This is a genomic window from Palleronia aestuarii (assembly GCF_003253995.1).
GTDB classification, from domain to species: Bacteria; Pseudomonadota; Alphaproteobacteria; order Rhodobacterales; family Rhodobacteraceae; genus Palleronia; species Palleronia aestuarii.
Genome location: NZ_QKZL01000005.1, coordinates 122,126 through 143,749, shown reverse-complemented (window position 1 = coordinate 143,749; position 21,624 = coordinate 122,126). Strand labels below are relative to the sequence as shown.

At 68.6% G+C, this 21,624-nt stretch carries 21 protein-coding genes; 6 read left to right on the top strand and 15 right to left on the bottom strand.

Annotated features, from left to right (window positions below):
- Positions 1-8: 8 nt before the first annotated feature.
- Positions 9-461: a DUF2141 domain-containing protein gene (locus LX81_RS08280; protein WP_111536828.1), complete on the bottom strand. Its 453-nt coding sequence runs from the start codon at positions 459-461 to the stop codon at positions 9-11.
- An 84-nt stretch (positions 462-545) separates the two neighbouring features.
- Here LX81_RS08280 and LX81_RS08275 point away from each other — a divergent pair, with 84 nt between their 5' ends.
- The 4 genes from LX81_RS08275 (at position 546) to LX81_RS08260 (ending at position 5,068) form a co-directional block, all read left to right on the top strand.
- A complete protein-coding gene (locus tag LX81_RS08275) occupies positions 546-1,391 on the top strand; it encodes a squalene/phytoene synthase family protein (protein WP_211322726.1) in 846 nt (281 codons plus the stop codon).
- Positions 1,388-2,245 carry a squalene/phytoene synthase family protein gene (locus tag LX81_RS08270; RefSeq protein ID WP_234822536.1) on the top strand — a complete coding sequence of 286 codons (858 nt, stop codon included), beginning with the start codon at positions 1,388-1,390 and terminating at the stop codon, positions 2,243-2,245. The genes LX81_RS08275 and LX81_RS08270 overlap by 4 nt, the downstream gene beginning before the upstream one ends.
- The gene (locus LX81_RS08265) at positions 2,242-3,561 is read left to right on the top strand and encodes a hydroxysqualene dehydroxylase (RefSeq protein WP_111536995.1); all 1,320 of its coding nucleotides are present in this window, start codon (positions 2,242-2,244) and stop codon (positions 3,559-3,561) included. Before LX81_RS08270 ends, LX81_RS08265 begins: the two co-directional genes overlap by 4 nt.
- A gap of 79 nt (positions 3,562-3,640) precedes the next feature.
- Positions 3,641-5,068 (top strand): MFS transporter, encoded by a 1,428-nt coding sequence (locus LX81_RS08260; RefSeq protein ID WP_111536826.1) that lies wholly within the window; start codon positions 3,641-3,643, stop codon positions 5,066-5,068.
- Between the two features lie 50 nt (positions 5,069-5,118).
- Here LX81_RS08260 and LX81_RS08255 read toward each other — a convergent pair whose 3' ends face one another.
- Both LX81_RS08255 and LX81_RS08250 read right to left on the bottom strand, forming a co-directional pair.
- Positions 5,119-6,900, bottom strand: coding sequence for a sodium:solute symporter family protein (locus LX81_RS08255; RefSeq protein WP_111536825.1), 1,782 nt, complete (start codon positions 6,898-6,900; stop codon positions 5,119-5,121).
- Positions 6,901-6,904: 4 nt separating this feature from the next.
- Positions 6,905-7,192, bottom strand: a complete 288-nt coding sequence (locus LX81_RS08250; protein ID WP_111536994.1) for a DUF4212 domain-containing protein — start codon at positions 7,190-7,192, stop codon at positions 6,905-6,907.
- A 245-nt stretch (positions 7,193-7,437) separates the two neighbouring features.
- On the opposite strand from LX81_RS08250, the gene LX81_RS08245 reads away from it, so the two are divergent.
- Together LX81_RS08245 and LX81_RS08240 are read left to right on the top strand one after the other, a co-directional pair.
- The gene (locus tag LX81_RS08245; RefSeq protein ID WP_211322725.1) at positions 7,438-8,640 is read left to right on the top strand and encodes a PQQ-dependent sugar dehydrogenase; all 1,203 of its coding nucleotides are present in this window, start codon (positions 7,438-7,440) and stop codon (positions 8,638-8,640) included.
- The gene (locus LX81_RS08240) at positions 8,627-9,250 is read left to right on the top strand and encodes a c-type cytochrome (RefSeq protein ID WP_170133878.1); all 624 of its coding nucleotides are present in this window, start codon (positions 8,627-8,629) and stop codon (positions 9,248-9,250) included. Before LX81_RS08245 ends, LX81_RS08240 begins: the two co-directional genes overlap by 14 nt.
- Before the next feature lie 7 nt (positions 9,251-9,257).
- Here the strand turns inward: LX81_RS08240 and LX81_RS08235 are convergent, their stop codons facing one another.
- From LX81_RS08235 to LX81_RS08180, 12 genes are all read right to left on the bottom strand, one after another.
- Entirely contained in the window at positions 9,258-10,580 is a 1,323-nt protein-coding gene (locus LX81_RS08235; protein WP_111536823.1) for a TRAP transporter large permease, read from the bottom strand.
- 18 nt (positions 10,581-10,598) lie between these two features.
- Entirely contained in the window at positions 10,599-11,129 is a 531-nt protein-coding gene (locus LX81_RS08230) for a TRAP transporter small permease (protein ID WP_111536822.1), read from the bottom strand.
- 6 nt (positions 11,130-11,135) lie between these two features.
- Complete coding sequence (locus tag LX81_RS08225; protein ID WP_111536821.1) at positions 11,136-12,173, bottom strand: TRAP transporter substrate-binding protein; 1,038 nt, start codon at positions 12,171-12,173, stop codon at positions 11,136-11,138.
- Positions 12,174-12,266: 93 nt separating this feature from the next.
- Entirely contained in the window at positions 12,267-12,740 is a 474-nt protein-coding gene (locus LX81_RS08220; RefSeq protein ID WP_111536820.1) for a MarR family winged helix-turn-helix transcriptional regulator, read from the bottom strand.
- The gene (locus LX81_RS08215) at positions 12,721-13,422 is read right to left on the bottom strand and encodes an ABC transporter ATP-binding protein (protein WP_111536819.1); all 702 of its coding nucleotides are present in this window, start codon (positions 13,420-13,422) and stop codon (positions 12,721-12,723) included. Before LX81_RS08215 ends, LX81_RS08220 begins: the two co-directional genes overlap by 20 nt.
- Positions 13,415-14,188 carry an ABC transporter ATP-binding protein gene (locus LX81_RS08210; protein WP_111536992.1) on the bottom strand — a complete coding sequence of 258 codons (774 nt, stop codon included), beginning with the start codon at positions 14,186-14,188 and terminating at the stop codon, positions 13,415-13,417. Before LX81_RS08210 ends, LX81_RS08215 begins: the two co-directional genes overlap by 8 nt.
- Positions 14,185-16,062 (bottom strand): ABC transporter permease, encoded by a 1,878-nt coding sequence (locus tag LX81_RS08205; RefSeq protein ID WP_111536818.1) that lies wholly within the window; start codon positions 16,060-16,062, stop codon positions 14,185-14,187. Before LX81_RS08205 ends, LX81_RS08210 begins: the two co-directional genes overlap by 4 nt.
- Positions 16,063-16,130: 68 nt before the next feature.
- Entirely contained in the window at positions 16,131-17,342 is a 1,212-nt protein-coding gene (locus LX81_RS08200; protein WP_111536817.1) for an ABC transporter substrate-binding protein, read from the bottom strand.
- Between the two features lie 67 nt (positions 17,343-17,409).
- Complete coding sequence (locus tag LX81_RS08195; protein WP_111536816.1) at positions 17,410-18,483, bottom strand: aromatic ring-hydroxylating dioxygenase subunit alpha; 1,074 nt, start codon at positions 18,481-18,483, stop codon at positions 17,410-17,412.
- A gap of 10 nt (positions 18,484-18,493) precedes the next feature.
- Positions 18,494-19,078 (bottom strand): amino acid synthesis family protein, encoded by a 585-nt coding sequence (locus tag LX81_RS08190; protein WP_111536815.1) that lies wholly within the window; start codon positions 19,076-19,078, stop codon positions 18,494-18,496.
- Positions 19,071-19,904: a UPF0280 family protein gene (locus LX81_RS08185; protein WP_234822534.1), complete on the bottom strand. Its 834-nt coding sequence runs from the start codon at positions 19,902-19,904 to the stop codon at positions 19,071-19,073. The genes LX81_RS08190 and LX81_RS08185 overlap by 8 nt, the downstream gene beginning before the upstream one ends.
- 29 nt (positions 19,905-19,933) lie before the next feature.
- Complete coding sequence (locus LX81_RS08180; RefSeq protein ID WP_111536813.1) at positions 19,934-21,445, bottom strand: 6-hydroxynicotinate reductase; 1,512 nt, start codon at positions 21,443-21,445, stop codon at positions 19,934-19,936.
- Between the last annotated feature and the right edge of the window lie 179 nt (positions 21,446-21,624).

Below are 21,624 nucleotides of genomic sequence, written 5' to 3'. Positions count from 1 at the left end.
GGACATGTTCATCGGAAGTACCTCATGGTCATCGTCGTCGTACCGCCGGTCTCGGGGATCGTCACAACCGCATCCGCGTAGCGCGGCGGGCCGAAGCGCATCGGCGCGTCGCGGCTGAATGCCATCCCCTCCATCGGCCGTCCCAGCATATTACGGTCCAGCCGCCCATTGGAATTCTCGTCATGGTAGGCCTGAATCGCGTATTGTCCCGCGGGGACGTCGGAAAGCCGCACCTTTCCCTGCGGCGCGGGTGCCGAAGCCGTGATCGCGCACTTGGCCGTCAGGAAGTCGCCCTGCGTACAGATCGCCACGCGCAACAGCCCCACCTCGCCCCGCAGCCCGTCTACGAGGACCGAGACGTCGGCCGCCGACGCGGCACTTCCGAGACATAAGGTCGCAAAAAGTGCCAGAAGAAGGGACTGGCCACGTTCTCTGAGCACGGGGAATGGTCGCTTCTCCATTGTCTGCTAACCTTGGCGTCGTGATCTGTTAAAAGAAGACTTAATACGACCGGCAATGAAAGCATGCGACGAAATGGTACAGCCGTGATCGAAACGACCGCGATGAAATCCGAAAATTTCCCGGTGGGATCGTTGCTCCTTCGCCGCGACTTGCGGCCGATCGTCCACGCGTTCTACGGATTCGCACGGCGCGCCGACAATGTCGCCGACGACCCGAACCTCACAGCGGACGCGAAGCTCGCGCGGCTCGGGGAGTTCGATCGGGGTCTGGACGGCACTCCAGCCGGCGAACCGGTGGCCCGTACGCTTCGGGAAACACTCGAGACGACGGGCCATGCAGAGGGCGTGCGGCATGCCCGCGCGCTTCTCGGGGCCTTTCGGCAAGATGCGATCAAGACCCGCTACGCCACCTGGGAGGAGCTGCTGGCCTATTGCCGGATGTCGGCCGATCCGGTCGGACGGTTCCTGCTCGATCTCCATGGCGAGGCGCCGAGTACGCATGCCCCGTCCGACGCGCTCTGCACGGCATTGCAGATCCTCAACCACCTGCAGGACCTCGGCCGGGACTTCCGGGAGCTCGACCGCATCTACATGCCCGAAGACCTTCTCCCGCACTCTGAAGCAGCGTTGCGCGAGAACCACGCGTCGCCCGCATTGCGAGCGGCGATCGACGACGCCCTGTGCCGGGCCGCCGGGCTGCTGCACCGCGCGGCCGAACTCCCGGCACTCCTCGCCTCGCGCCGCCTCTCGGGCGAGGTACGGGCGATCCACTTTTTGGCCACGCGGCTTCACGACCGGCTGTGCCGCGCCGATCCGATGGCGGGTCGGGTCGCGCCGGGGCGAACGGATTTCGCCGGGGCCGCGATCCGCGGAGCGGCCGCCTGCCTGCGCCGACCGCAGCCGCGGGCGATGATCGGCGGTTTGCCGTGAAGGACGGATCGCTCCCGGAAATCTGGCGGCAGCGGAGCCTCGAGGAGATCGTCGCCGGGTCCGGCTCCTCCTTCCGCTACGGCATGCGCGTGCTGCCCGCCGCACGGCGGGAGGCGATCTACGCCACCTACGCATTCTGCCGCATCGTCGACGACATCGTCGACGGCGCGGGCACGCCCGACCTTAAGGCCGCGCGCTTGGCCTTCTGGGAGGACGAGATCACCGCCGTCTTCGCCGGCCGCCCCGAGACGCCTCTCGGCGCCAAGCTCGAGATCGCGGCGCAGCGCTTCGACCTGCCGGAGGCGGAGTTCCATCTGGTCCTCGACGGGATGCGGATGGACATCGAGCCGATCGTGGCACCCACGGGCGAGGTGCTCGACCGGTATATCCGGCGGGTCGCGGGTGCGGTCGGGCTTCTCAGCATGCGCATTTTCGGCGCCTGGCGCGGCGCACCCTCCGAGCGGTTCGCCCTCGCCCTCGCCGAAGCGATGCAGCTTACCAACATCCTGCGCGACGTGGAGGAGGATGCCGGGATGGGCCGCATCTACATTCCGCGCGAGGTCCTCGTGCTGACCGGCGTTCCGGCCGATCCCGCGCGGATCGCCGCCGCGCCGAACCTTCCCCTGGCCCGCGCCGAGCTCGGCCGCCGTGCCAGGGCCGCCTTCCGCGAGGCGGCACGCGACGTGGCGCCGCACGGTCGGGTCCGCCTCGCCCCGGCGCTTCTGATGATGGGCCCTTACGAGCGTCTCCTGCGGCAGATGGAGCGGGATTGGCGCGTGCCCTCCCCAAGGCCCGGCTGGCGCAAGGCGGTGGACGGGCTCTATTGCATGGCGCGCGGCGGCCGCACGGCATGACGCGGCACGTCCATGTCGTGGGCGCCGGGCTCGCCGGGCTCGCCGCCGCGCTTCGTCTGAGCGCTGAACCGGGGCTGGCGATCACCCTTTGGGAGGCGACGGGCCGCGCGGGGGGGCGGTGCTGGAGCTTTCACGACCGCACGCTCGACCGGGTGATCGACAACGGTAATCACCTCATGCTCTCGGGCAACCACGCCGTGCTCGACTACGTCCGCAGGATCGGATCGGAGCACCACCTGCGCATCGAGGACGCAGCGCTGCCCTTCGTCGATCTCGCCACCGGTGCCGACTGGACGGTGCGCGTCCCGGGCGGGCTCGGCGACGTGCTGCGGGGCCGGGTCGGGCTCCCGGGCTCCCTCGTGACGCTCTCCCGCGATCTCTCCCGATTGCTGCGCGCGGGGCCCGGTGCCACGGTCGCCGAGGCGATCGGCGGGCGCGGGACGCTCTGGCATGGCTTCTGGGAGCCGATGTGCCTCGCCGTCCTGAACGAGCCGGCGGAGCGGGGGTCCGCACGCCTCCTCGCCGCGGTGATCCGGCGGACGGTGATGCGCGGCGCCAAGGCGAGCCGCCCAGTCCTCGCACAAGGCGGCCTCGGCCCGGCGCTCGTGGATCCGGCGGTCGCCGCACTGAAGGCGCGTGGCGTGCGGATCGTCTGGCGCGCGGCGCTTGAGGGGGTGAAGCGTGACCGCGACGTCCTCCGCAGGCTGCGCTTCTCGAACGGGGAGACGGCGGTCCTCGGCCAGGGCGATGTCGTCGTCGCGGCCGGTGCGAGCGCCGGCGCCCGGGCAACCGGCAGCACGCCGCCCGCGCCGGGACAGACCATTCTCAACGCACATTTCCGCGTCGGGGAAGCCGAGGCCGAGCGATTCCCGCCACTCCTGGGCCTCGTCTCGGGTGCCGCGCACTGGATCTTCCGGCGCGGCGACGTGCTTTCCGTCACTGTGTCCGCCGCGGAGGCGGTGGGCCTTTCGGCCCTGTCGCGGGACGCGGCGCTCGACCGCCTCTTCGAAGATGTCGAGCTGAGCGCCGGCGGCGGCCGGATCGCCTGCCACGCGCGCCGCCTCGTCCGCGCGCCCGCGGCGACTTGGGATCAGTCCCCCGCAGGGGTCGCGGCGCGTCCCTCCATGCGAACGGGGATCGCGAACCTCGTTCTCGCCGGGGACCACGTGGCAGGCCCCCTGCCCTCCTCCATCGAGGCCGCGATCCGGTCGGGGGACACGGCGGCGCGCGAGGTCCTGCAGCCCGGTGGATCATTTGCGTCAAGGGCCGAGCGGTCGGGCGCACGGTCCGGCCGCGCCCGGCCCGCCTTGCACTGAGGGGGGCGGAAAGGCGCGGGCGAGACTGGACGGCACCGCCGGTGCCCTCTACGTCCGGCACGAGCAGCCGGAGCCCGTCATGTCAGAAGACCCGTCCGCGCCAGTGAACAAGTGGGCGGCCGTGGCCGTGTTGTTGCTGGCCAATTTCATGAATCTCATCGACATCACGATCGTCAACGTCGCGATGCCCTCTCTCCAGTCCGAACTCGACGCGGCCCCGAACCTCGTCGAGTGGATCGTCGCGGGCTACACGTTCTCCTTCGCGCTCCTTCTGCTGCCCGCGGGACGGATGGGCGACCTCTTCGGGCGGCGAAGGATGTTCCTCACCGGCATCGCGATCTTCACCCTGGCCTCGCTCGCCTGTGGCCTCGCGCCGGGGATCGACACGCTCGTCGCGGCGCGGGTGGCGCAGGGCGTAGGCGCGGCCATCATGACGCCGCAGACCCTCGCGCTCGTCCCCACGCTCTTTCCGCGCGAGCAGCGCGGTGCGGCCTTCGGTCTCTTCGCGCTGACCGCCGGGCTCGCCTCCGTCACCGGGCCGATCCTGGGCGGTCTGCTCATCGGCGCGGACATCTACGGCCTGACCTGGCGGCCGATCTTCCTCGTCAACATTCCCGTGGGCGTCGGGGCCTTCGTCGCCGCCTGCTTTCTCGTGCCGCGGGCCGATGGCGACCGGGCCCTCGGGATCGACGTGGTAGGCATGATCCTCGCGGCGCTCGCGATGCTCGCGGTGCTGGTTCCGCTCGTCGAGGCGCCCTCGATCGGCTGGCGAACCTGGATGTGGCCGCTCGTTCTCGCCGCGGGACCGCTTGCTTGGAGCTTCGTTGCCTGGCAGCGGCGGCAAGCCGCGCGCGGGGCGCCGGAGCTCCTGCCGCTCCGGCTCGCCCGGTCGGGCGGGTTCCTCACCGGCGGGCTTCTCAACGCGGTGCTCTTCTCCGCGGTGCCGAGCTATTTCCTCACGATCGCGCTCTACCTGCAATCGGGCTACGGGCTCACGGCGCTTCAGTCGGGCCTTGCGACGACCCCCTTTCCGATCGGCGTGCTCATCGCCTCCGCGATGACGGGCTGGTTCGGCTCGCGCTGGATCGCGCGGCGGGTGGTCGGTGGCGCGCTGCTCCTGGGATTGGGTTTCGCGGGCCAGGCCTGGGCCATCGCCGGGATGGACGGGGAGATCGTCTGGCTGCGCATGGCGCCGTGGTTCCTGCTGGGCGGCATCGGGCTCGGCAATACCGTTTCGCCGCTCTACCAGGTCGCGCTCTCGGCGGCGGACGACAACGACACCGGCTCCGCCTCGGGCGCGGTGCAGGCGATCCGGCAGGTCGGCATCGCCTTCGGCGTGGCGATCATGGGCGGGATATTCTTCGGCCTGCTCGGCGGTGCGGAGACCGGCGACCGGGAGGCCTACCGTCTCGCGATGCTGGGCGCGATCGGCTACGCGGGGCTCGTCTCCGCGATCCTGATCCTCGCGCCGTTCTTCACCCCGATGCGGCTGGCCGACGAGAGCTGAGGCGCGGCCGGGGCCGCGAAAGGCCCGCCCCCTTAGGGGCGGGCCCTGCGTCATTCGGCGGGCGTACCGACGCCGTCATGCGGCACGCGCACCCGTTCGACCATCGCCTTCACCTCGTCGGGCGTATCGGCGGTCGCGCCCGAGACGAGGAAGGCCACCGCGAAGTTCAGCGCCGCGCCGATGCAGCCGATGGCCGTCGATTCGATACCGAAGAGGGAGCCCTGGATCGTGTCGGGGAAGCTCTCCGTGCCGGGGATGAAGAACCACCCCTTGTGCAGGAAGATGTAGACGACGGTGAAGATCAGGCCGACCAGCATCCCCGAGACGGCGCCCACGTTGTTGATGCTGCGGGAGAAGATTCCCATCATCAGCGCGGGGAAGATCGTCGCCGCCGCGATCCCGAAGGCAAGCGCCACGGTCTGCGCCGCGAAGCCCGGCGGGTTGAGGCCGAGCCACGTCGCCACAGCGATCGCCGCGGCCATCGCGCCGCGCGCCCACCAGAGCTCAGCCTTCTCCGAGATGTTCGGGTTGATCGAGCGCTTCACGAGGTCGTGGCTCACCGCGGACGAGATCGCGAGCAGGAGGCCCGCCGCGGTCGAGAGCGCCGCGGCCATGCCGCCCGCGGCCACGAGCGCGATGACCCAGCCCGGAAGCTGCGCGATCTCGGGATTGGCGAGGACGAGGATGTCGCGATCGAAGAGCACGAGCTCGTTGCCCTCGAGCGGCGAGACACCGAGGCCCGCGGGTGGCTCGCCCGCGTCGTTGTAGTATTGCAGCCGTCCGTCGCCGTTCTTGTCCTCGATCCCGAGAAGTCCCGTGGTCTCCCAATTGTCGAACCAGACGGGCAGTTCGTCGATCTCGATGGCCTCCGCGTTCTGGGTGCCGCCGGGCCAGATCGTGTCCATGATGTTGAGCCGCGCCATCGCGCCCACCGCGGGGGCGGTCAGATAGACGATGGCGATGAACACGAGCGCCCATCCCGCCGAGAGCCGCGCGTCCGACACCTTGGGCACGGTGAAGAAGCGGATGATCACGTGCGGCAGGCCCGCCGTGCCGATCATCAGCGTCAGCGTGAAAAGCGTCATGTTGATGATCGCCGACGGATCGGTGTTCTGGTCCGTGTAGGAGGCAAAGCCCAGATCGGCGAGCACCTGGTTCAGCGTGGCAAGAAGCGGCTCACCCGATCCCTCGTAGGTCGAGAAGAGGCCGAGGCCCGGGATCGGATTGCCGGTGAGCTGCAACGAGATGAAGATCGCGGGCACCGTGTAGGCGAAGACCAGCACGATGTACTGCGCCACCTGCGTGTAGGTGATCCCCTTCATGCCGCCCAGAACAGCGTAGAAGAACACGACCGCCGCCCCGATGAAGAGGCCGGTGGAGTTCGAGACCTGCAGGAAGCGGGAGAAGGCGACGCCCACGCCCGTCATCTGCCCGATGACGTAGGTGATCGAGGCGATGATGAGGCAGAGCACCGCGACGAGTCGCGCGGACCGGCTGTAATACCTGTCGCCGATGAATTCGGGCACCGTGAAGCTGCCGAACTTGCGCAGGTAGGGCGCGAGGCAGAGCGCGAGGAGCACATAGCCGCCGGTCCAGCCCATGAGATAGGCCGAGGCGGTATAGCCAGAGAAGGCGATGATGCCCGCCATAGAGATGAAGGACGCGGCCGACATCCAGTCGGCGGCCGTCGCCATGCCGTTCATCACCGGATGGACGCCGCGACCGGCGGTGTAGAACTCGGAGGTCGATCCCGCCCGCGCCCAGAGCGCGATGGCGATGTAGAGGACGAAGGATCCCCCGATGACGAGCAGATTGAGGTAATACTGATCCATCGGCTCAATCCTCCTCGACGCCGTACTGCCGGTCGAGGCGGTTCATCCGCCAGGCGTAGAAGAAGATGAGGATCAGGAAGACCAGGATCGATCCCTGCTGGGCGAACCAGAATCCGAGATCGGTGCCGCCCACGCCGATCCCCGACAGGATCGGTCGCAGAAGGATGCCGAAGCCGAAGCTCACGATCGCCCATACGACGAGGCATCCGATGATTGTCCTGATATTGGCCTTCCAGTAGCCCGCGCTGTCGCGCGTGGCACGGGTTCGGCCGGTAGTTGGTCTTTGCGCCATTGGTTCCTCCCAGGCATTCCGACCTCCGCCGCCCGTCCTTCGCGGCAGAGGCTCGCCGGTATCACGCCCCAAGACGGCGCGGAAATCCAGCCCGGGATAAGCGATACGGTCATCCGTGAACCAAATGGCGCTCTCTTGCCGCATCATGGTTGTTCCTGCCGCATCGTGGTTGTGTTGTGTCCCGCAGGGCGCGAGAGTGACGTATCGAACGCCCAAGGCGGATCGATTCCTGGGAGGTAGACATCATGAGAGATTTCAGAGGCGCGCTGATCCTGGCGCTTGCCGCGCCCGTCGCGATGGCCGGTCAGGCCGGTTGGGCGCAGGACGACGAACCGGGCGGACCGCTCGAAGGTCGGCCCGAGACGGAAGCGGCCCAGCAACTGGCGCCCCAGACGCCGCCGCCGCTGCCGACGCCGGAAGACCAGCTGCCCATCGACATGCTCGAGGCGCCGGAGGGCTTTTCCGTCGAGGTCTTCGCGGCCGGCGTGAACAATGCCCGGACGCTGCGGGTGGCCGATGACGGCACGGTCTTCGTGGGCAACTGGGAAGGCAACGACGTCTACGTGATCGAGGAAGGCGGGGAGCCCCGGACGATCTACGAGGATCTCGACTGGCCGAACGGCATCGTGCTGCACGACGGCGATCTCTACATCGCCGAGCACACGAAGATCTCCGTGGCCGAGAACATCATGGAGAATCTCGACAACCCGCCGGAGCTGAAGGAGATCTATTCCGAGCTGGGCGAGCCGCGCCCGCATGGCTGGCGGTTCGTCGATATCGGTCCCGACGACATGCTCTATGTCTCCAATTCCTCGCCCTGCAACATCTGCGCGCGCGAGGAGGGGTTCGGGGAGATCCGGCGCATGGGCCTCGACGGGTCTGGCGCGGAACCGATCCTGACGGGAATGCGCAACACGGTGGGCTTCGACTTCCACCCCGAAACCGGCAACCTCTGGTTCACTGACAACCAGCGCGACTGGCTGTCGGAGGACATCCCGGAGGACGAGCTGAACGTCCTGACCGAGGAGGGCCAGGATTTCGGCTTCCCCTATTGCCACAACGGGCTCTTCACCGACCCCGAATTCGGCTGGGGCCACGAGTGCAGCGAGTTCACCGACCCGGTCGCGCTTCTCGGGCCGCATACCGCGCCCTTGGGCATGCGCTTCTACCAGGGCGACATGTTCCCCGAAGAGTACCAGGGCCAGATCTTCATCGCCAAGCACGGCCCCTGGAACCGCACCGAGAAGGAAGGCGCGGAGGTCGCGATCGCCTATCTCGACGGGGAGACGGGGATCGAGCGGACGGAGCCGTTCCTCACGGGCTTCATCCAGGACAATCAGTATGTCGGACGCCCGGTCGACGTCGCGGTGATGCCCGACGGCTCCATGCTCGTCTCCGACGACTGGAACGGGGCGATCTACCGCGTGAGCTATGATGGCGGGAACTGACCGTCCTTCGCGGCCCGGGACACGTTCCGGGCCGCACCCGTTCGGGCTGGCGGCGATGGTGGGCCTCGCCCTCGCGGCGGGCCCCATCGCGGCGCAGGATCTCTTCGAGGAGACGAAGGAGCAATGCGCCGGCTGTCACGGGGTCGGCGACATGGTGGCGCTCGAGGGCGCACCGGCTTTGGGCGGGATCGACGCCTATTACGCGCTCCTGCAACTCGTGGCCTTCCGGGAGGGCGACCGCGAGAACGAGATCATGAACTCCATGGTCGCGGACATGTCCGACGACGACCTGCGCGCCGCCTCGGACTGGATCGCGGGGCTCGACCGGCCCACTCCGCCCGAGGAAGAGCCCGACGCCGCGCGGATGGAGGCGGGCGCGAAGCTGGCCGATGCCAACCGATGCGGCTCGTGCCACGGCGCCGAGTATCTCGGAGGCAGCCAGATGCCGCCCCTGCGCAACCAGCACGAGGATTACATCCTGAAATCCCTGCAGGATTACAAGGCGGAACGCCGGATCGGCGCCCGCGCCGCGATGGTGGAGATCGCCACCCCGCTCTCGGACGACGACATGGCGACGCTGGCCTACTACTTCGCGCATCTGCCCGGCTGAGCGGACCTCACCCGATCCAGAGCGGGAAGGCGAGCACGATGCCCGGGAAGGCCAGCAGCACTCCGACGCGGAGGAGTTCGACGAGGACGAACGGCATCGCGCCCCGGAACGTCTCGATCATCGGGACGTTCCGGGCCAGGGCGTTGATGACGAAGACGTTCATGCCCACGGGCGGCGTGATGAGGCCGAGCTCGACCACGATGAGCGCGAGGATCCCGAACCAGAGCTTCGTCTCGTTCGGGCCCAGCCCGAAATCCAGCGCGGCGATCACCGGCCAGAAGAAGGGCAGCGTCAGGAGGATGATGGAGAGCGAATCCATGAACATCCCCATCGCGACGAGCGCGAGAAGGACGAGGGCCAGCATCAGGTAGGGCGGCAGGCCCGACGCGAGCATCATTTCCGCCGCCGCCTGCGGCACGCCGCCCCGCGACATGAAGATCTTCAGAAGCTCCGCGCCCAGCACGATCAGATAGATCATCCCGGCATTCTTCGCAGTATCAAGAAGCGCGTCGCCCAGATCCCGGATCGACAGGCGCCGCCGCAGGACGCCGTAGAGCAAGACGAGCGCCACGCCGATCGAGGCCGCCGGAGTCGCGGTATAGAGCCCCGCATACATCCCCCCGAGAACGATCCCGAAGACCAGCACGACCGGGATCGCGCCCGTCGTCGCCTCGAGGAACTCGCGCCGATCGACCCTGCCACCCGCCGGGCCGGCCTCGGGGACGATCCAAGTATAGACGAGGATCGCACCGAAAAAGAACAGGACGGCCAGCGCGGAGGGCAGCATCGCGGCGGAGAACATCTGCACGATGCTGGCCTCCACGATCACCGAGTAGACGACGAGCACGATCGAGGGGGGGATCAGGATGCCGAGCGTGCCGCCCGCCGCGAGCGTGCCGGTCGCCAGCGCGGGGGAATAGCGATACCGCCTGAGTTCCGGCAAGGCGACGCGGCCCATGGTCGAGGCGGTCGCGAGAGAGGAGCCGCAGATCGCCCCGAACCCCGCGCAGGCCGCGATCGCCGCCATCGCCACGCCGCCCCGGAACCGCCCGAGCCAGGCATTGGCCGCCCGGAAGAGCGCGTGGGACAGCCGCGCCCGCGTCGCCAGATGCCCCATCAGCAGGAAAAGCGGCACGACGGAGAGGTCGTAGTTCGAGAACACCCCGTAGGCGAGCGTCTTCATCTGCGACATCAGGATCAGCGGTCCGGAGAGCGCCCAGATCCCGCCGAGCCCGACCGCGGCCATCGCATAGGCGACGGGCATGCGCAGCGCGATCAACCCGACGAGGACCGCGAGCCCCGTCGCACCCAGGACGAACGGATCGCTCATCGAGGGGCAGACCCTCGATCAGACATGCCGGTCGCGCGAGGCATCGACCTCTTCGGGAAGGATGCCGCCGCTCGTCTGCAGGAGATTGGCAAGCGCGGCCAGCGCCATCAGGGCGAGCGAGAGGAGGATCGGGACATAGGCGAACCAGACGGGGATCTGGTAGATCGCCGTCACCTCCCCGTAGGCGCGGGCATCATCGAGCCCGTACCACATCCGCCAGAGCAGGAACGACGCGAAGGCGAGCGCCAAGGCCGCGCCGAGCGCCGCGAGCGTCACGATGCCCCGTCTCGGCAGGCGGGAGGTGAAGATGTCGGCCGTCACGTTCGAGCCAGTGATCTGGCAATAGGGCAGCGCCATGAACATGGCGATGGCCGCGCCCATCTGCACGATCTCGTAGACACCGGGCAGTGGGCGGCCGAGAAACGCCGCGCCCACGACGCTCGCCACGTTGACGCCCACGATGCCGAGGAGCACCGCGCCCCCGAGAAGCGCCCAGATCGTGACACAGGCGCGGATGACGGCGATCGCCCGATGGCGCCCCGTGGCCATCGCCCCCTACTCCGCGTTGTCCGCGATGGCGCGCCGCGCCGCCTCCACCAGCTCCGCGCCCGCGCGCCCGTCGGCCTCCGCCTCCGCGATCCAGCGATCGACGACCGTCTGCATCGGCGCGTCGAAGGCCGCGCTCTCGTCGGACCCGAGCATCACGTGGGTGCTGCCGGCCTCCGTCGCGACCCGAAGCCCCTCCCGCTCGGTCTCTTCCCAAATGCCGCCGAGTTCCCGGAGCCAGTCGTCGTCGGACTGGTCGAGAAAGATCTGCTGGATATCCTCCGGCAGCGCGCTCCAGCGATCGAGGTTCATCGAGAGCTGAAAGACGGAGGTGCCGAACCGGACCCCATCGGCAAGCTCGATGTCGTACTCGGTCAGATCCTGCAATTGCAGCGCCGGGATGATCTCGAACGGGATGAGCGCGCCGTCGACCACCCCACGCGAAAGCGCCTGGGGAAGGTCCGGGACGGGCATGGAGACGGGATTGGCATCGAGCGCCTCCAGCATCCAGGCTCCGGTCCGGGTCGGGATGCGCAGCGTCGCACCCTCCAGATCGGCCGGCGCGCGGACCTCCCGGTCACGCATCACGATCGCCTGTCCTGCGTGGACGTGCTGGAAGAGCACCTCCACCCCCACATGCTCCTCGGCGAGATACGTGTCGAAGAGTTCGGCCATGGCGAGGTTCGCCGCCGCCGGGTCGTTGCGGTAGACCGAGGGCAGCTCGAACACCTCCGTGCGCGGGAAGAGGCCGGGCGTGTAGCCGTTGAGCGTCCAGACCATGTCGACGACCCCGTCGCGGACCTGACGGATCAGTTCGGGCGGCGTGCCCCCGAGCGTCATGGATGGGTAGATCTCGATTGAGATCCGGCCTTCCGACGCGGCCTCGACCCGCTCCGCCCAAGGCATGATCGTCTCCGTATGGGTAGCGCTTTGCGGTCCGAGGAAATGGTGCAGCGTGAAGCTGTATTCCTGCGCCGCGGCCGAGCCTGCAACAAGAAGGCCGAGGCCAGTTCCGATCAGGGCCCGGCGTACCGGATCATGTGCCATCTCGTCCTCCTCTCCCGTTTTCCAGATGCGTCTACCGGGTACCGCGTTCCGCCCTCGCGTGCCAGCCGGTTGACGCCGGAATGCAGAGCGCGATCAGGCTAGCTTGGAAAGAAGGTGCAGGAGCCTGCGGCGTTCCGGCGCGGTGAGGGGGGCCAGCGTCTCTTCCGTGACCTCCGCGGCGGCGGGCCGCGCCGCATCGATCAGCTCCGCCCCGGCCGCAGTGAGATAGACGAGATGACGGCGGCCGTCTTCGGGATCGCGCCGCGTGGCCAGAAGCCCGCGCCCGATCAGCCGGTCGACCACGCCCTTCGTTGTCGCCGCATCCATCGCCACCGACCGGCCAAGCCGATTCTGCGACAGCGGCCCGGCCTCGTCGAGACGGCACATGACCGAGAACTGCGTGGGCGTGAGCGGGCCCGGGACCCGCTCCGCGAAGATCATGGAATTGCGCTGGTAGGCGCGTCGGAGGACGAACCCGATCTGCTCGTCGAGGACGTAGCCACGCCCCGCATCGTCCGCCTCCGCTGCCGCGACCGCGGTCTCGGGGTCAGACCGCGAGATAGGCATCGCTCACCTCGGGACGGGCGTCGAGTTCCGCGAAAGGGCCGTCGAACTTCTTCTCGCCGCCTTCGATGATGATGGCGCGATCGGCCACGGCGCGGGCGAAATGAAGGTTCTGCTCGGAGATGACGACGGTGAGCCCCTCCGCCTTCAGCTCCAGGATAGTCGCGGCCATCTGCTCCACGATGATCGGCGCGATTCCCTCCGACGGCTCGTCGAGCAGGAGGAGCAGCGGATTGCCCATGAGCGTGCGGGCGATGGTTAGCATCTGCTGCTCGCCCCCCGACATCGCCTTGCCGCGATTGCCGCGCCGCTCCGCGAGGTTCGGAAAGAGTTCGAAGAGTCGCTCGACGGACCAGCTTGGCGCACCCTCCCGCGTGGGCTGGCGTCCAACCTCGAGGTTCTCGAGCACGGTGAGGTCCGTGAAGATGCGCCGCTCCTCCGGCACGTAGCCGAGGCCCGCCTTGGCGACCCGGAAGGCCGGGCGGCCGACGAGATCCGCGCCCTGGAAGACGACGCGCCCCTCCCGCGGACGGACTAGCTGCATCACCGACTTCATCGTCGTGGTCTTGCCCGCGCCGTTGCGACCGAGAAGCGCCACGACCTCGCCCCGGCCGACGGTGAAGGAGAGCCCGCCCAGGATATGCGCCTTGCCATAGAAGGCGTGCACGTTCTCGAGCTCAAGCATTCGCGTCCTCCGCCGCGAAGAGCGTCCCGCCGCCCAAATAGACCTCCTGCACCTTCGGATTCCGCCGCACGGCGGCCGCATCGCCGTCGGCGATGAGCTCGCCGCGATTGAGCACCATGATGTGGTGGGCATGGGCGAAGACCACGTCCATGTCGTGCTCGGTGAAGAGGACGCTTACCCCCTGCTCCGCCACGATCTCGGCCACGAGGCGCATGAGCTCCACCCGCGCCGATGGCGCCATCCCCGCGGTCGGCTCGTCCATCAGGAGAAGCCTCGGCCGGTGGGTGAGCGCGATGGCGAGGTCGAGCCGCTTCAGATCGCCATAGGCGAGCTCGGAGCAGGGTCGGTCGGCCTGCTCGGCCATGCCGACGATGCGCAGGAACTCGAACGCCTCTCCGCGGAAGAGTTTCCAGGCGCGGCTGCGCAGGTCGAAGAGGCGGCGATGATGGCTCAGGAGCGCCATCTGGACGTTCTCGATCACCGTCATCGTCTGGTAGGTGCCGGTGATCTGGAAGGTCCGCCCCACCCCCTTGCGCCAGACCCGCCGTGGCCGCATCCCCGTGATCCGCTCGGCCCCGAGGAAGACGTCGCCGGAGGTCGGGCGGATCTGACCCATGAGCATATTGAAGCAGGTCGTCTTGCCCGCCCCGTTCGGCCCGATCAGCGCCTTCAGCTCGCCCTCGGCCACCGAAAAGCTCACGCCGTTGACGGCGAGAAAGCCGTCGTAGGATTTCACCAGTCTCTCGACCCGCAGGATCTCCGTCATGTCGCGGCGCCGCCCTTCGATTTCAGCCCCGGCGCGCTGCCCCGCCAGCGCATCCAAGCGCCCCGGACCGCGCCCACGATCCCTTCGGGCGCGACAATGACGACCCCGATGATGAGAAGCCCGAGAAGGAGACGCCAGTATTGCAGTCGCGACAGCCAATCCTCCACGCCGGTGAGGAACGTCGCGCCGACGACGCCGCCCGCGAGCGTCTTGACGCCCCCGAGGAACACGACGATGAGCGCGTCGAAGCTCCGAGCGATCTCGAGTTCGGTCGGAAAGACGGAGCCCTTGGCGAAGACGAAGAGCCCGCCCGCGAGACCCGCCATGGCCCCCGCGAGGGTGAAGGCCGCGAGCTGGATCCGCTTCACGTCGATCCCCATCGCCTCCGCCTGACGCGGACTGTCGCGGCCTGCCCTCAACGCATATCCGAAGGGCGCGTGAATCGCGTGGCGGAGCAGGAGGATGCCGCCGATCCCGAAGAGGAGCGTGAAATAGTAGTAGGACGTCGTGTCCGACAACCAGGCCGCCGGCCAGATGCTGATCATCCCGTCATCGCCCCCCGTCACGGAGCGCCACTGGAACGCGACCGACCAGACGAGCTGGCTGAACGCGAGCGTCAGCATGGCGAAGTAGACGCCGGAGAGGCGGATGCAGAACCACCCGATGCCGAGCGCCAGCACCCCCGCGAGGAGCGGCGCGAGCAGGAACGCCACCTCCATCGGCGCGCTTGCGTGCCGCACGAGCAGCGCGGCCGCATAGGCGCCGCCGCCGAAGAACGCGGCGTGGCCGAAACTCACGAGCCCGCCCGAGCCAAGGATGAAATGCAGCGACGCGGCGAAGAGCGCGAAGATCACGATGTCGATGACGAGGATCTGCACGAAGGTCTCCGCCACGAGCGGGAGGAGGAGAAGTGCGCCCACGAGCGCCATGACCACCAGGCGCGCCGTCTGACCATAGGGGCGGATCGGCGGCTCCGGCCGTCCGACCTGCCCGTGCTCTCCCGCGACCTCCTCCCGGCCCAGAAGCCCGTAGGGCCGTACGATGAGCACGATCGCCATCACCACGAACATCAGGACGAGCGTCGATTGCGGCAGGTAGGTCACGCCGAAGACGCCCAGGACGGAGATCAGGATCGCGGCGAGGAAGGCGCCCGGCAGGCTGCCCATTCCGCCGATCACCACGACGACGAAGGCCGGCCCGAGGATGTTGAAGTCCATCAGGAGATCCGCGCCGCCCTTCGGGAGTTGCAGCGCGCCCCCGAGCCCCGCAAGCGCGGAGCCCAGTGCGAAGACCCCGGTGAAGAGCCACGCCTGATTGACGCCGAGCGCGCCCACCATCTCCCGGTCCTGCGTCGCCGCGCGGATGAGGATGCCCACGCGCGTGCGGGTGATGAGATACCAGAGTCCGAGAAGGACGAGCGGCGTGATCGCGATCAGCGCGAGGTCGTATTTCGGGATCGGCTCCCCCCAGAGGCGCACGACGCCCCTGAGCCCCGGCGCGCGCGGCCCCATCCGGTCGGCCGCGCCCCAGATCATCAGCGCCAGATCCTGGATGACGAGGATCACTCCGAAGGTCGCGACGAGTTGAAAGAGTTCCGGCGCGCGGTAGATGGGGCGCAGCACGATCATCTCCACGATCGCGCCGATTAGGCCCACGGCGAGCCCGGTGAGCAGGATCGCGCCCCAGAACCCGACATGGCCCGGCAGCATCTCCATCAGCGTGACGCCGATGAAGGCGCCCAGCATGTAGAACGAACCGTGGGCGAAGTTCACCACCCGCGTGACCCCAAAGATCAGCGATAGGCCCGACGCCACGAGAAACAGCGCCGAGGCATTGGCCAGTCCGTTCAGGATCTGCGCCAGGAAAAAGGCCATGTCCGGCTCCCGTCAGCCCGTGGATCGAAAGGGAGGAACGCCGTCCGCGTGGAACGGCGCGGTCAGGCTCACTCCGCGGGGCGCATCGCGGTGATTTCCTCGTCCGACGGCATGTAGGGTCCGGGCTCCTTGTATTCCCAATCGACCATGACCCCCTGCCCGTCCTCGACCGCGAGCGTGCCGATATAGGCGCCCATGTTCGACTGGTTGTCGATCTCGCGATAATTGAGCTCGCCGATGGGCGTGTCCGCAACGGTCAGGCCCTCGAACGCCTCCCGGATCGCCTCCGTCTCGGTGCTGCCGGCCTTCTCGATCGCCCCGGCGATGGAGACCGCGGTAAGGTAGCCGACGAGCGAGCCGATCATCGGCGTCTCGCCCGTGAACTCCTCGTAGGCGTCGACGAAGGGCTTGCCCGGATCGCCGTCCTCGAGCGCGTACCAGGGATAGCCCGTCACGGTCCAGCCTTCGGGCGCCTCGTCGCCCAGCGGTTCGAGATATTCGGGCTCGCCCGAAAGGAGCGAATAGACGTCACGCCCGTCAAAGAGGCCGCGATCGCCCCCCTCCCGCACGAAGCGAGCAAGGTCGGTCCCGAAGGTCACGTTGAAGATCGCGTCGGGCTTCGCGCGTTCGAGAGCCTGCACCTCGGAACCCGCGTCGATGTTGAAGAGCGCGGGCCATTGCTCGCCCACGAACTCGACGTCGGGCTTCAGCCGCGTGAGGTTCTCCTTGAACGCCTCCACCGCATCGGTCCCGTAGGCGTAGTTGGGCGCGATCGTGGCGAACCGGGTGGCATCCGTCTCGGCCGCGCGCTCGGCGAGCATCGCGGCCTGCACCCAAGTGGAGGCCCGCAGGCGGAACGTGTAGGGATTGCCGGAGGTCCAGACGAGGCTGTCGGCCAAGGGCTCCGCGGCGAGGTAGACGTAGCCCCGCTCCGCGGCGAACGAACTGAGCGCGAGGCCCACGTTCGACAGGATCGAGCCCGTCAGCATCACCGCGCCCTCCCGCGTCATCAGCTCCCCGGCGATCCGGACCGCCTCCGCCGGGTCGCCCTGGTCGTCGCGGAAGACGAACTCGAGCGGCCGTCCGAGCACGCCACCGTCCGAATTGATCTCGTCCAGCGCAAGCTCGATCCCCTTGCGGTAGGGTTCGGCGAAGGCGGCCATGCGGGTGTAGTGGTTGATTTCTCCGATGACGATCGGATCGCCCTCCTGCGCGACGGCGGCGGGGGCGATGGCCGTGAACGCGGCGAACGCGAGGATCGCGCGGCGGTGAAGGTTCATTCTCGTAGTCTCCTGTTGCGGGTCCGCCTCTTGACGGGCGGGGCCGGGTCTCGCGCCGAAGCGCGTCTCAATCGTGATAGACGAAAGCGGGCGAAGGGTCGGCGGCCAGATCCTCGTGCCGCTCCATCTCGATCATCTGCGCGATGCGCTTGCGGTAGACGAGCGGTCCCTTGTCGATGGCGAGCCGGATCGGACGTCGCTTCGACGGCCGCGCCTCCTCCTTCTCCACCGCCTCGAGGATCGCCTTGTCCTCCGCGAAAGCTTTCCGGAGGAGAACGTCCATCCGCTCCGCGGCCTCCGGGTCGTCCTGCGCGGTATTGCGGACATGCATCCAGCGATCGACGGTCTGCCCCTCGGTGATCGGCGTCATGAAATGCAGCGCGAAGATCCGCACGCCGCGATCGCGCTCGTCCTCCCCGATCGCGTCCTCGGTGGGCGCGGAACCGAAATCGATGACCGCGGTGCAGGGCGTGTGGAGATAGTAGTAGTGCCAGCGGTCCACGTTGCCGTCGAACCCGCCGAAAGCCTTGAAGAAGCCCACGGGCTCCGCATCGCGGATCCAGCGCCACGCGACGATCGCCTCTCCGTCGGTGCGGACGTGGACGGGCACGTTCTCCGACGCGGAATTGCCGAGCGTGGTGGGATGGACGAAGCTGACATGCGCGGGATCCACGAGGTTCTCCGCGACGTTCAGGTAGTTCGCGTCGAGGTGCAAGGCGTCTCCCTGGTGAACCGCCCAGTTGGGGTCGGAAAGCTCCGGCATGTCGAAGATCGCGCCCCGGTCCGCGCGGCCCGGATCGCCCATCCAGATCCAGACAATGTCGTGGCGCTCCTCGACCTCGTAGGCGGTGACGCAGGCGGCAGCGGGCAGGTTCGTCTGCCCGGGCACGCGGGTGCATTGCCCCGTGATCCCGTCGAAAGTCAGCCCGTGATAGCCGCATTGCACGTCGTCGCCGATCCGCTTGCCCATCGAGAGCGGCAGATGGCGGTGCGGACAGCGATCCTCGAGTGCGGAGATGCCGCCATCCCTGCGGCGGAAGATCACCACATGCTCGCCCAGGATCGTGAAGCGTCGGAGCTCCGCGTCGATCTCCCGCGACCAGGCGGCCACGTACCAGGCATTCCTCACGAAGCTCGTCATGTTCGCTCTCCTATCTCAGCCCGTCCTCGCCCTTGACGTCCTCCGCCGCGAGCCCGCCCATCCGGGCGTGGATCCGTCCCCCCGTCGTCATCACGAGCGCGAGCAGGATCTCGCCCGGCCGCGGCGCGTCGGGGATGCCCACCTCCATCGCGTCGAAATGCGAGCGGACATAGGACGCATCGGCATGGCTGATCGGCACGTCGAGCCGGGCGCCCATGACCCCGACCTTCTTGGAGGACGGTACGATGGCATGGCTCTTCGCGATGAGCTCCCGCATCGCATAGCCGCCCGGCACGTGCCAGAGCGCGCCGTGTTCGAGTTCTCCGTCCGTGCCCACGATCGCGCCCTTGCCATAGCTCGTGATCGCACCCGCATCGCCGCCGAGCGCATCGATGAGGTCCTGCGCCATCCTGAGCCCGAGGGGCTTGAGATCGTCCATGAAGGGGGTGAGCTCGGCCTCGAACCGCCCGGCGAACGGGTTGGCGATCACCGCGAGGCTCGCGCCGCGCTTGACGGGTGCGTCCGGAGGCGGGCCGAATTCGTGGTGGATCGTCTCCACGATCACCTGGGTCTTGCGGATCTGCGGGTCAGGCATGGGCGGGCAACTCCAGTTTCGTGCCGAGGATACGGATCTCCCCGCAAAGCGACAGGCAGGCTGCCGCGATCCATCCGCGCGCGCGGAACACCGCCGCGCAGGCCGCCCCCGCATCAAGCGCCGCGCCGATCTCCGCGGCGGAGAGCGTGCCGACGCCCGTGGTGACGGGACGCTCCCCCAGATCGCTGTCGGGGGCAAGCGCGACCGCGGGGCGGCGCTCGATGGTGGGATGACCAGGCAGATCAACGGCATTGGCAATAAGCGTCGCCGCCGCATCCGCCGCCGCGGCATCGCGCGCGAGCACCGTCACCGCATCGGCGATCCCGAGCGAGTGCGACCGCCCGCGCCAGCCGCTGGTGGCAATCCCGCCGATCCCGTCGCCCGCGCCGATCGCGATCCGCCCCGGCAGCGTCCGCGCAACGGGATCGTCGCAGAGGCCCACGCGGAGCGTGCCGCTGGCAAGCCAGATCGCGATGTCGCCGCCATTGTTGACGATGGCCCGCCTGAGACCGTGGCCGGGTACGAGCATCGCCGCAAGGACATGATCCGCGACGCTGCCCGCGACCGCCGCCATCGGCGTGACGAAAAGCGGCGCGAAGGGCCGGACGGCCCGAACCATCCGCCGCGCGACCGGCCCTTCGGGACGCGGCCCTCCGGGATGGCGCAGGCGCGGGAGCTCTTCGGCCAGGCGCGGCAGGATGTCGACGAAGACGCTTCGTGCGCGCGCGCCCGCCCCTCGCAAAGCCTCCTCGGGGCCTTCAAGCGTCACGTGAAGATCGATGGGCCCGTGAACGAGCCGGAGCCGCCGTCCGTCGGCAGACGCCATGGCCCTTGGCCCTTCGCGGAAGGCGGCGCTCATGCCCCCCGCCCTCGCGCAGGCCAGTAGGCGTCCGTGCCCCGGCGCTCCGACCGGCGGCCGGAGAGGCGGTGGTCGCTCTGGCGCGCCGCCGCACCCCCGAGCACGTCGGCGAGCGGCTGCACGTAATCCATGTGGCCGCCGAGCGCCGCGTAATCGGTAGCCGAGAGCGTGAACTCGATGGGCGCCACGAGCGCGGGGGTCGGCACGGAGCCGAAGGCGTTCTTCGGCATCCGCGTCACGTCGGCCATGAAGGTGATGCCGCCGCCCGGCCAGATCATCGCGGGCGCGCCGCCGACCGTCACCCGGGTCAGCGCCGATTGCACGGAACGGGTGAGGCGCACCGGGTTCTCCGTCACGCCCGAGCGCAGCGAGCCCCCTGCGCCCGCCATGAAGAGGACGGAGGCGAGCGCGGGTTCGCAATTCTCCGCGATCCGCTCCACCGAGGGTAGGAGGCGGTCGGGCATCTCGTGCCGAACGGGGCGGAGCTCCACGTCGAGTTCGTAATAGGCGGCCTGCTCTCCGGTCGTCGAGACCATGAGAAGGCTCAATCCCTCCCATGCGACGGCCGGCTTGAAATCGCCCAGGATCGCCAGCGGATCGGTGAGGTCGGTACCGCCCCAGCCCGTTCCCGGCTCCGCGACCTGGAAGTAGCGACCGGGCGTGGAGCGGCGGCCGTTGATGCGGATCCCCGTGGGCGCCCAGCCGATGACCTTGCCCGCCTGATGCTCGCTCATCACGCCGGTGATGTGATCGTCGACCACCACCACCTCGTCGACGAGACCCTTCCACTGCGCCGCGAACATGCCCACCGTGGCCGAGCCGCAGCCGACGCGCATCCGCTCCTCCCTCTGGCCGTTGACGATGGGCGCCTGCCCCGCCGCGACCTCGATCTCCGCGCCGCCGTCGATCTCGAGCGCGACCCGCTCCCCGTTGCACAGCGCGAGGAGCGTGGCGCAGGTAACGCGGCCTTCCGCCTTCGAGCCGCCGGTCAGGTGCTCCACGCCGCCGAGCGACAGCATCCGGCTGCCGTACTCGGAGGTCGTGACGTGGCCCACGACTTCTCCCTCGGCGCGCACGGCCGCGCATTCAGGGCCGAGATGCCGGTCGGTGTCGATCTTCACCTTGGCCCCGCAATAGGAGAAGATGCCTTCCGTCACGACGGTCACGGTATCGACGCCGTCGATCTCGGCCGCGACGATGAAGGGCGCAGGCTTGTAGTCGGGATAGGTCGTGCCGGCCCCGAGCGCGGTCACGAAATGCCTGTCGCCCGCCACGATCTCCCCGTCCCAGTCGCGTTCGAGGAAGGGAACGAGCTCCACCCCCTCCTCCGCGCTCTCGAGGATGGTGAGCGGATCGAGCCGGACCAGCTCGCCACCCTCGTTGGCGTAGCGGTCGCAGGCCCCGGAGCGACCCTCGGCGATGTAGCACATCACGGGACAGGCATCGCAGCGGATCTTCTCCGGCCTGGCCTTGGTCCTCGCGGTCCGGGGATCGGGGCTCGACGGCATGCTCCGGCCAGCGCTCCTGATGGCGAAACTCGTTTGCATACGAACGCACTTTCCGGGACCGCCTGTCAACACGTCACAACCGGGCAACTTTTCACCCGGCACGGATCGCCCGTTTTTCAGGCAATCGATCCCGACGCCGGGCCGGTCCCGGGCGCAGCGGCCGCACCCACCGCTCAAGG

Bases quoted from the DNA above. Each gene is read 5' to 3' on its own strand.
- LX81_RS08250 (WP_111536994.1), bottom strand. From the start codon at position 7,192: ATGGCGCAAAGACCAACTACCGGCCGAACCCGTGCCACGCGCGACAGC.
- LX81_RS08265 (WP_111536995.1), top strand. From the start codon at position 2,242: ATGACGCGGCACGTCCATGTCGTGGGCGCCGGGCTCGCCGGGCTCGCC.
- LX81_RS08260 (WP_111536826.1), top strand. From the start codon at position 3,641: ATGTCAGAAGACCCGTCCGCGCCAGTGAACAAGTGGGCGGCCGTGGCC.
- LX81_RS08180 (WP_111536813.1), bottom strand. From the start codon at position 21,445: ATGCCGTCGAGCCCCGATCCCCGGACCGCGAGGACCAAGGCCAGGCCG.
- LX81_RS08195 (WP_111536816.1), bottom strand. From the start codon at position 18,483: ATGACGAGCTTCGTGAGGAATGCCTGGTACGTGGCCGCCTGGTCGCGG.
- LX81_RS08220 (WP_111536820.1), bottom strand. From the start codon at position 12,740: ATGCCTATCTCGCGGTCTGACCCCGAGACCGCGGTCGCGGCAGCGGAG.
- LX81_RS08280 (WP_111536828.1), bottom strand. From the start codon at position 461: ATGGAGAAGCGACCATTCCCCGTGCTCAGAGAACGTGGCCAGTCCCTT.
- LX81_RS08255 (WP_111536825.1), bottom strand. From the start codon at position 6,900: ATGGATCAGTATTACCTCAATCTGCTCGTCATCGGGGGATCCTTCGTC.
- LX81_RS08205 (WP_111536818.1), bottom strand. From the start codon at position 16,062: ATGGCCTTTTTCCTGGCGCAGATCCTGAACGGACTGGCCAATGCCTCG.
- LX81_RS08210 (WP_111536992.1), bottom strand. From the start codon at position 14,188: ATGACGGAGATCCTGCGGGTCGAGAGACTGGTGAAATCCTACGACGGC.
- LX81_RS08190 (WP_111536815.1), bottom strand. From the start codon at position 19,078: ATGCCTGACCCGCAGATCCGCAAGACCCAGGTGATCGTGGAGACGATC.
- LX81_RS08225 (WP_111536821.1), bottom strand. From the start codon at position 12,173: ATGGCACATGATCCGGTACGCCGGGCCCTGATCGGAACTGGCCTCGGC.
- LX81_RS08235 (WP_111536823.1), bottom strand. From the start codon at position 10,580: ATGAGCGATCCGTTCGTCCTGGGTGCGACGGGGCTCGCGGTCCTCGTC.
- LX81_RS08215 (WP_111536819.1), bottom strand. From the start codon at position 13,422: ATGCTTGAGCTCGAGAACGTGCACGCCTTCTATGGCAAGGCGCATATC.
- LX81_RS08245 (WP_211322725.1), top strand. From the start codon at position 7,438: ATGAGAGATTTCAGAGGCGCGCTGATCCTGGCGCTTGCCGCGCCCGTC.
- LX81_RS08240 (WP_170133878.1), top strand. From the start codon at position 8,627: ATGGCGGGAACTGACCGTCCTTCGCGGCCCGGGACACGTTCCGGGCCG.
- LX81_RS08230 (WP_111536822.1), bottom strand. From the start codon at position 11,129: ATGGCCACGGGGCGCCATCGGGCGATCGCCGTCATCCGCGCCTGTGTC.
- LX81_RS08200 (WP_111536817.1), bottom strand. From the start codon at position 17,342: ATGAACCTTCACCGCCGCGCGATCCTCGCGTTCGCCGCGTTCACGGCC.
- LX81_RS08185 (WP_234822534.1), bottom strand. From the start codon at position 19,904: ATGGCGTCTGCCGACGGACGGCGGCTCCGGCTCGTTCACGGGCCCATC.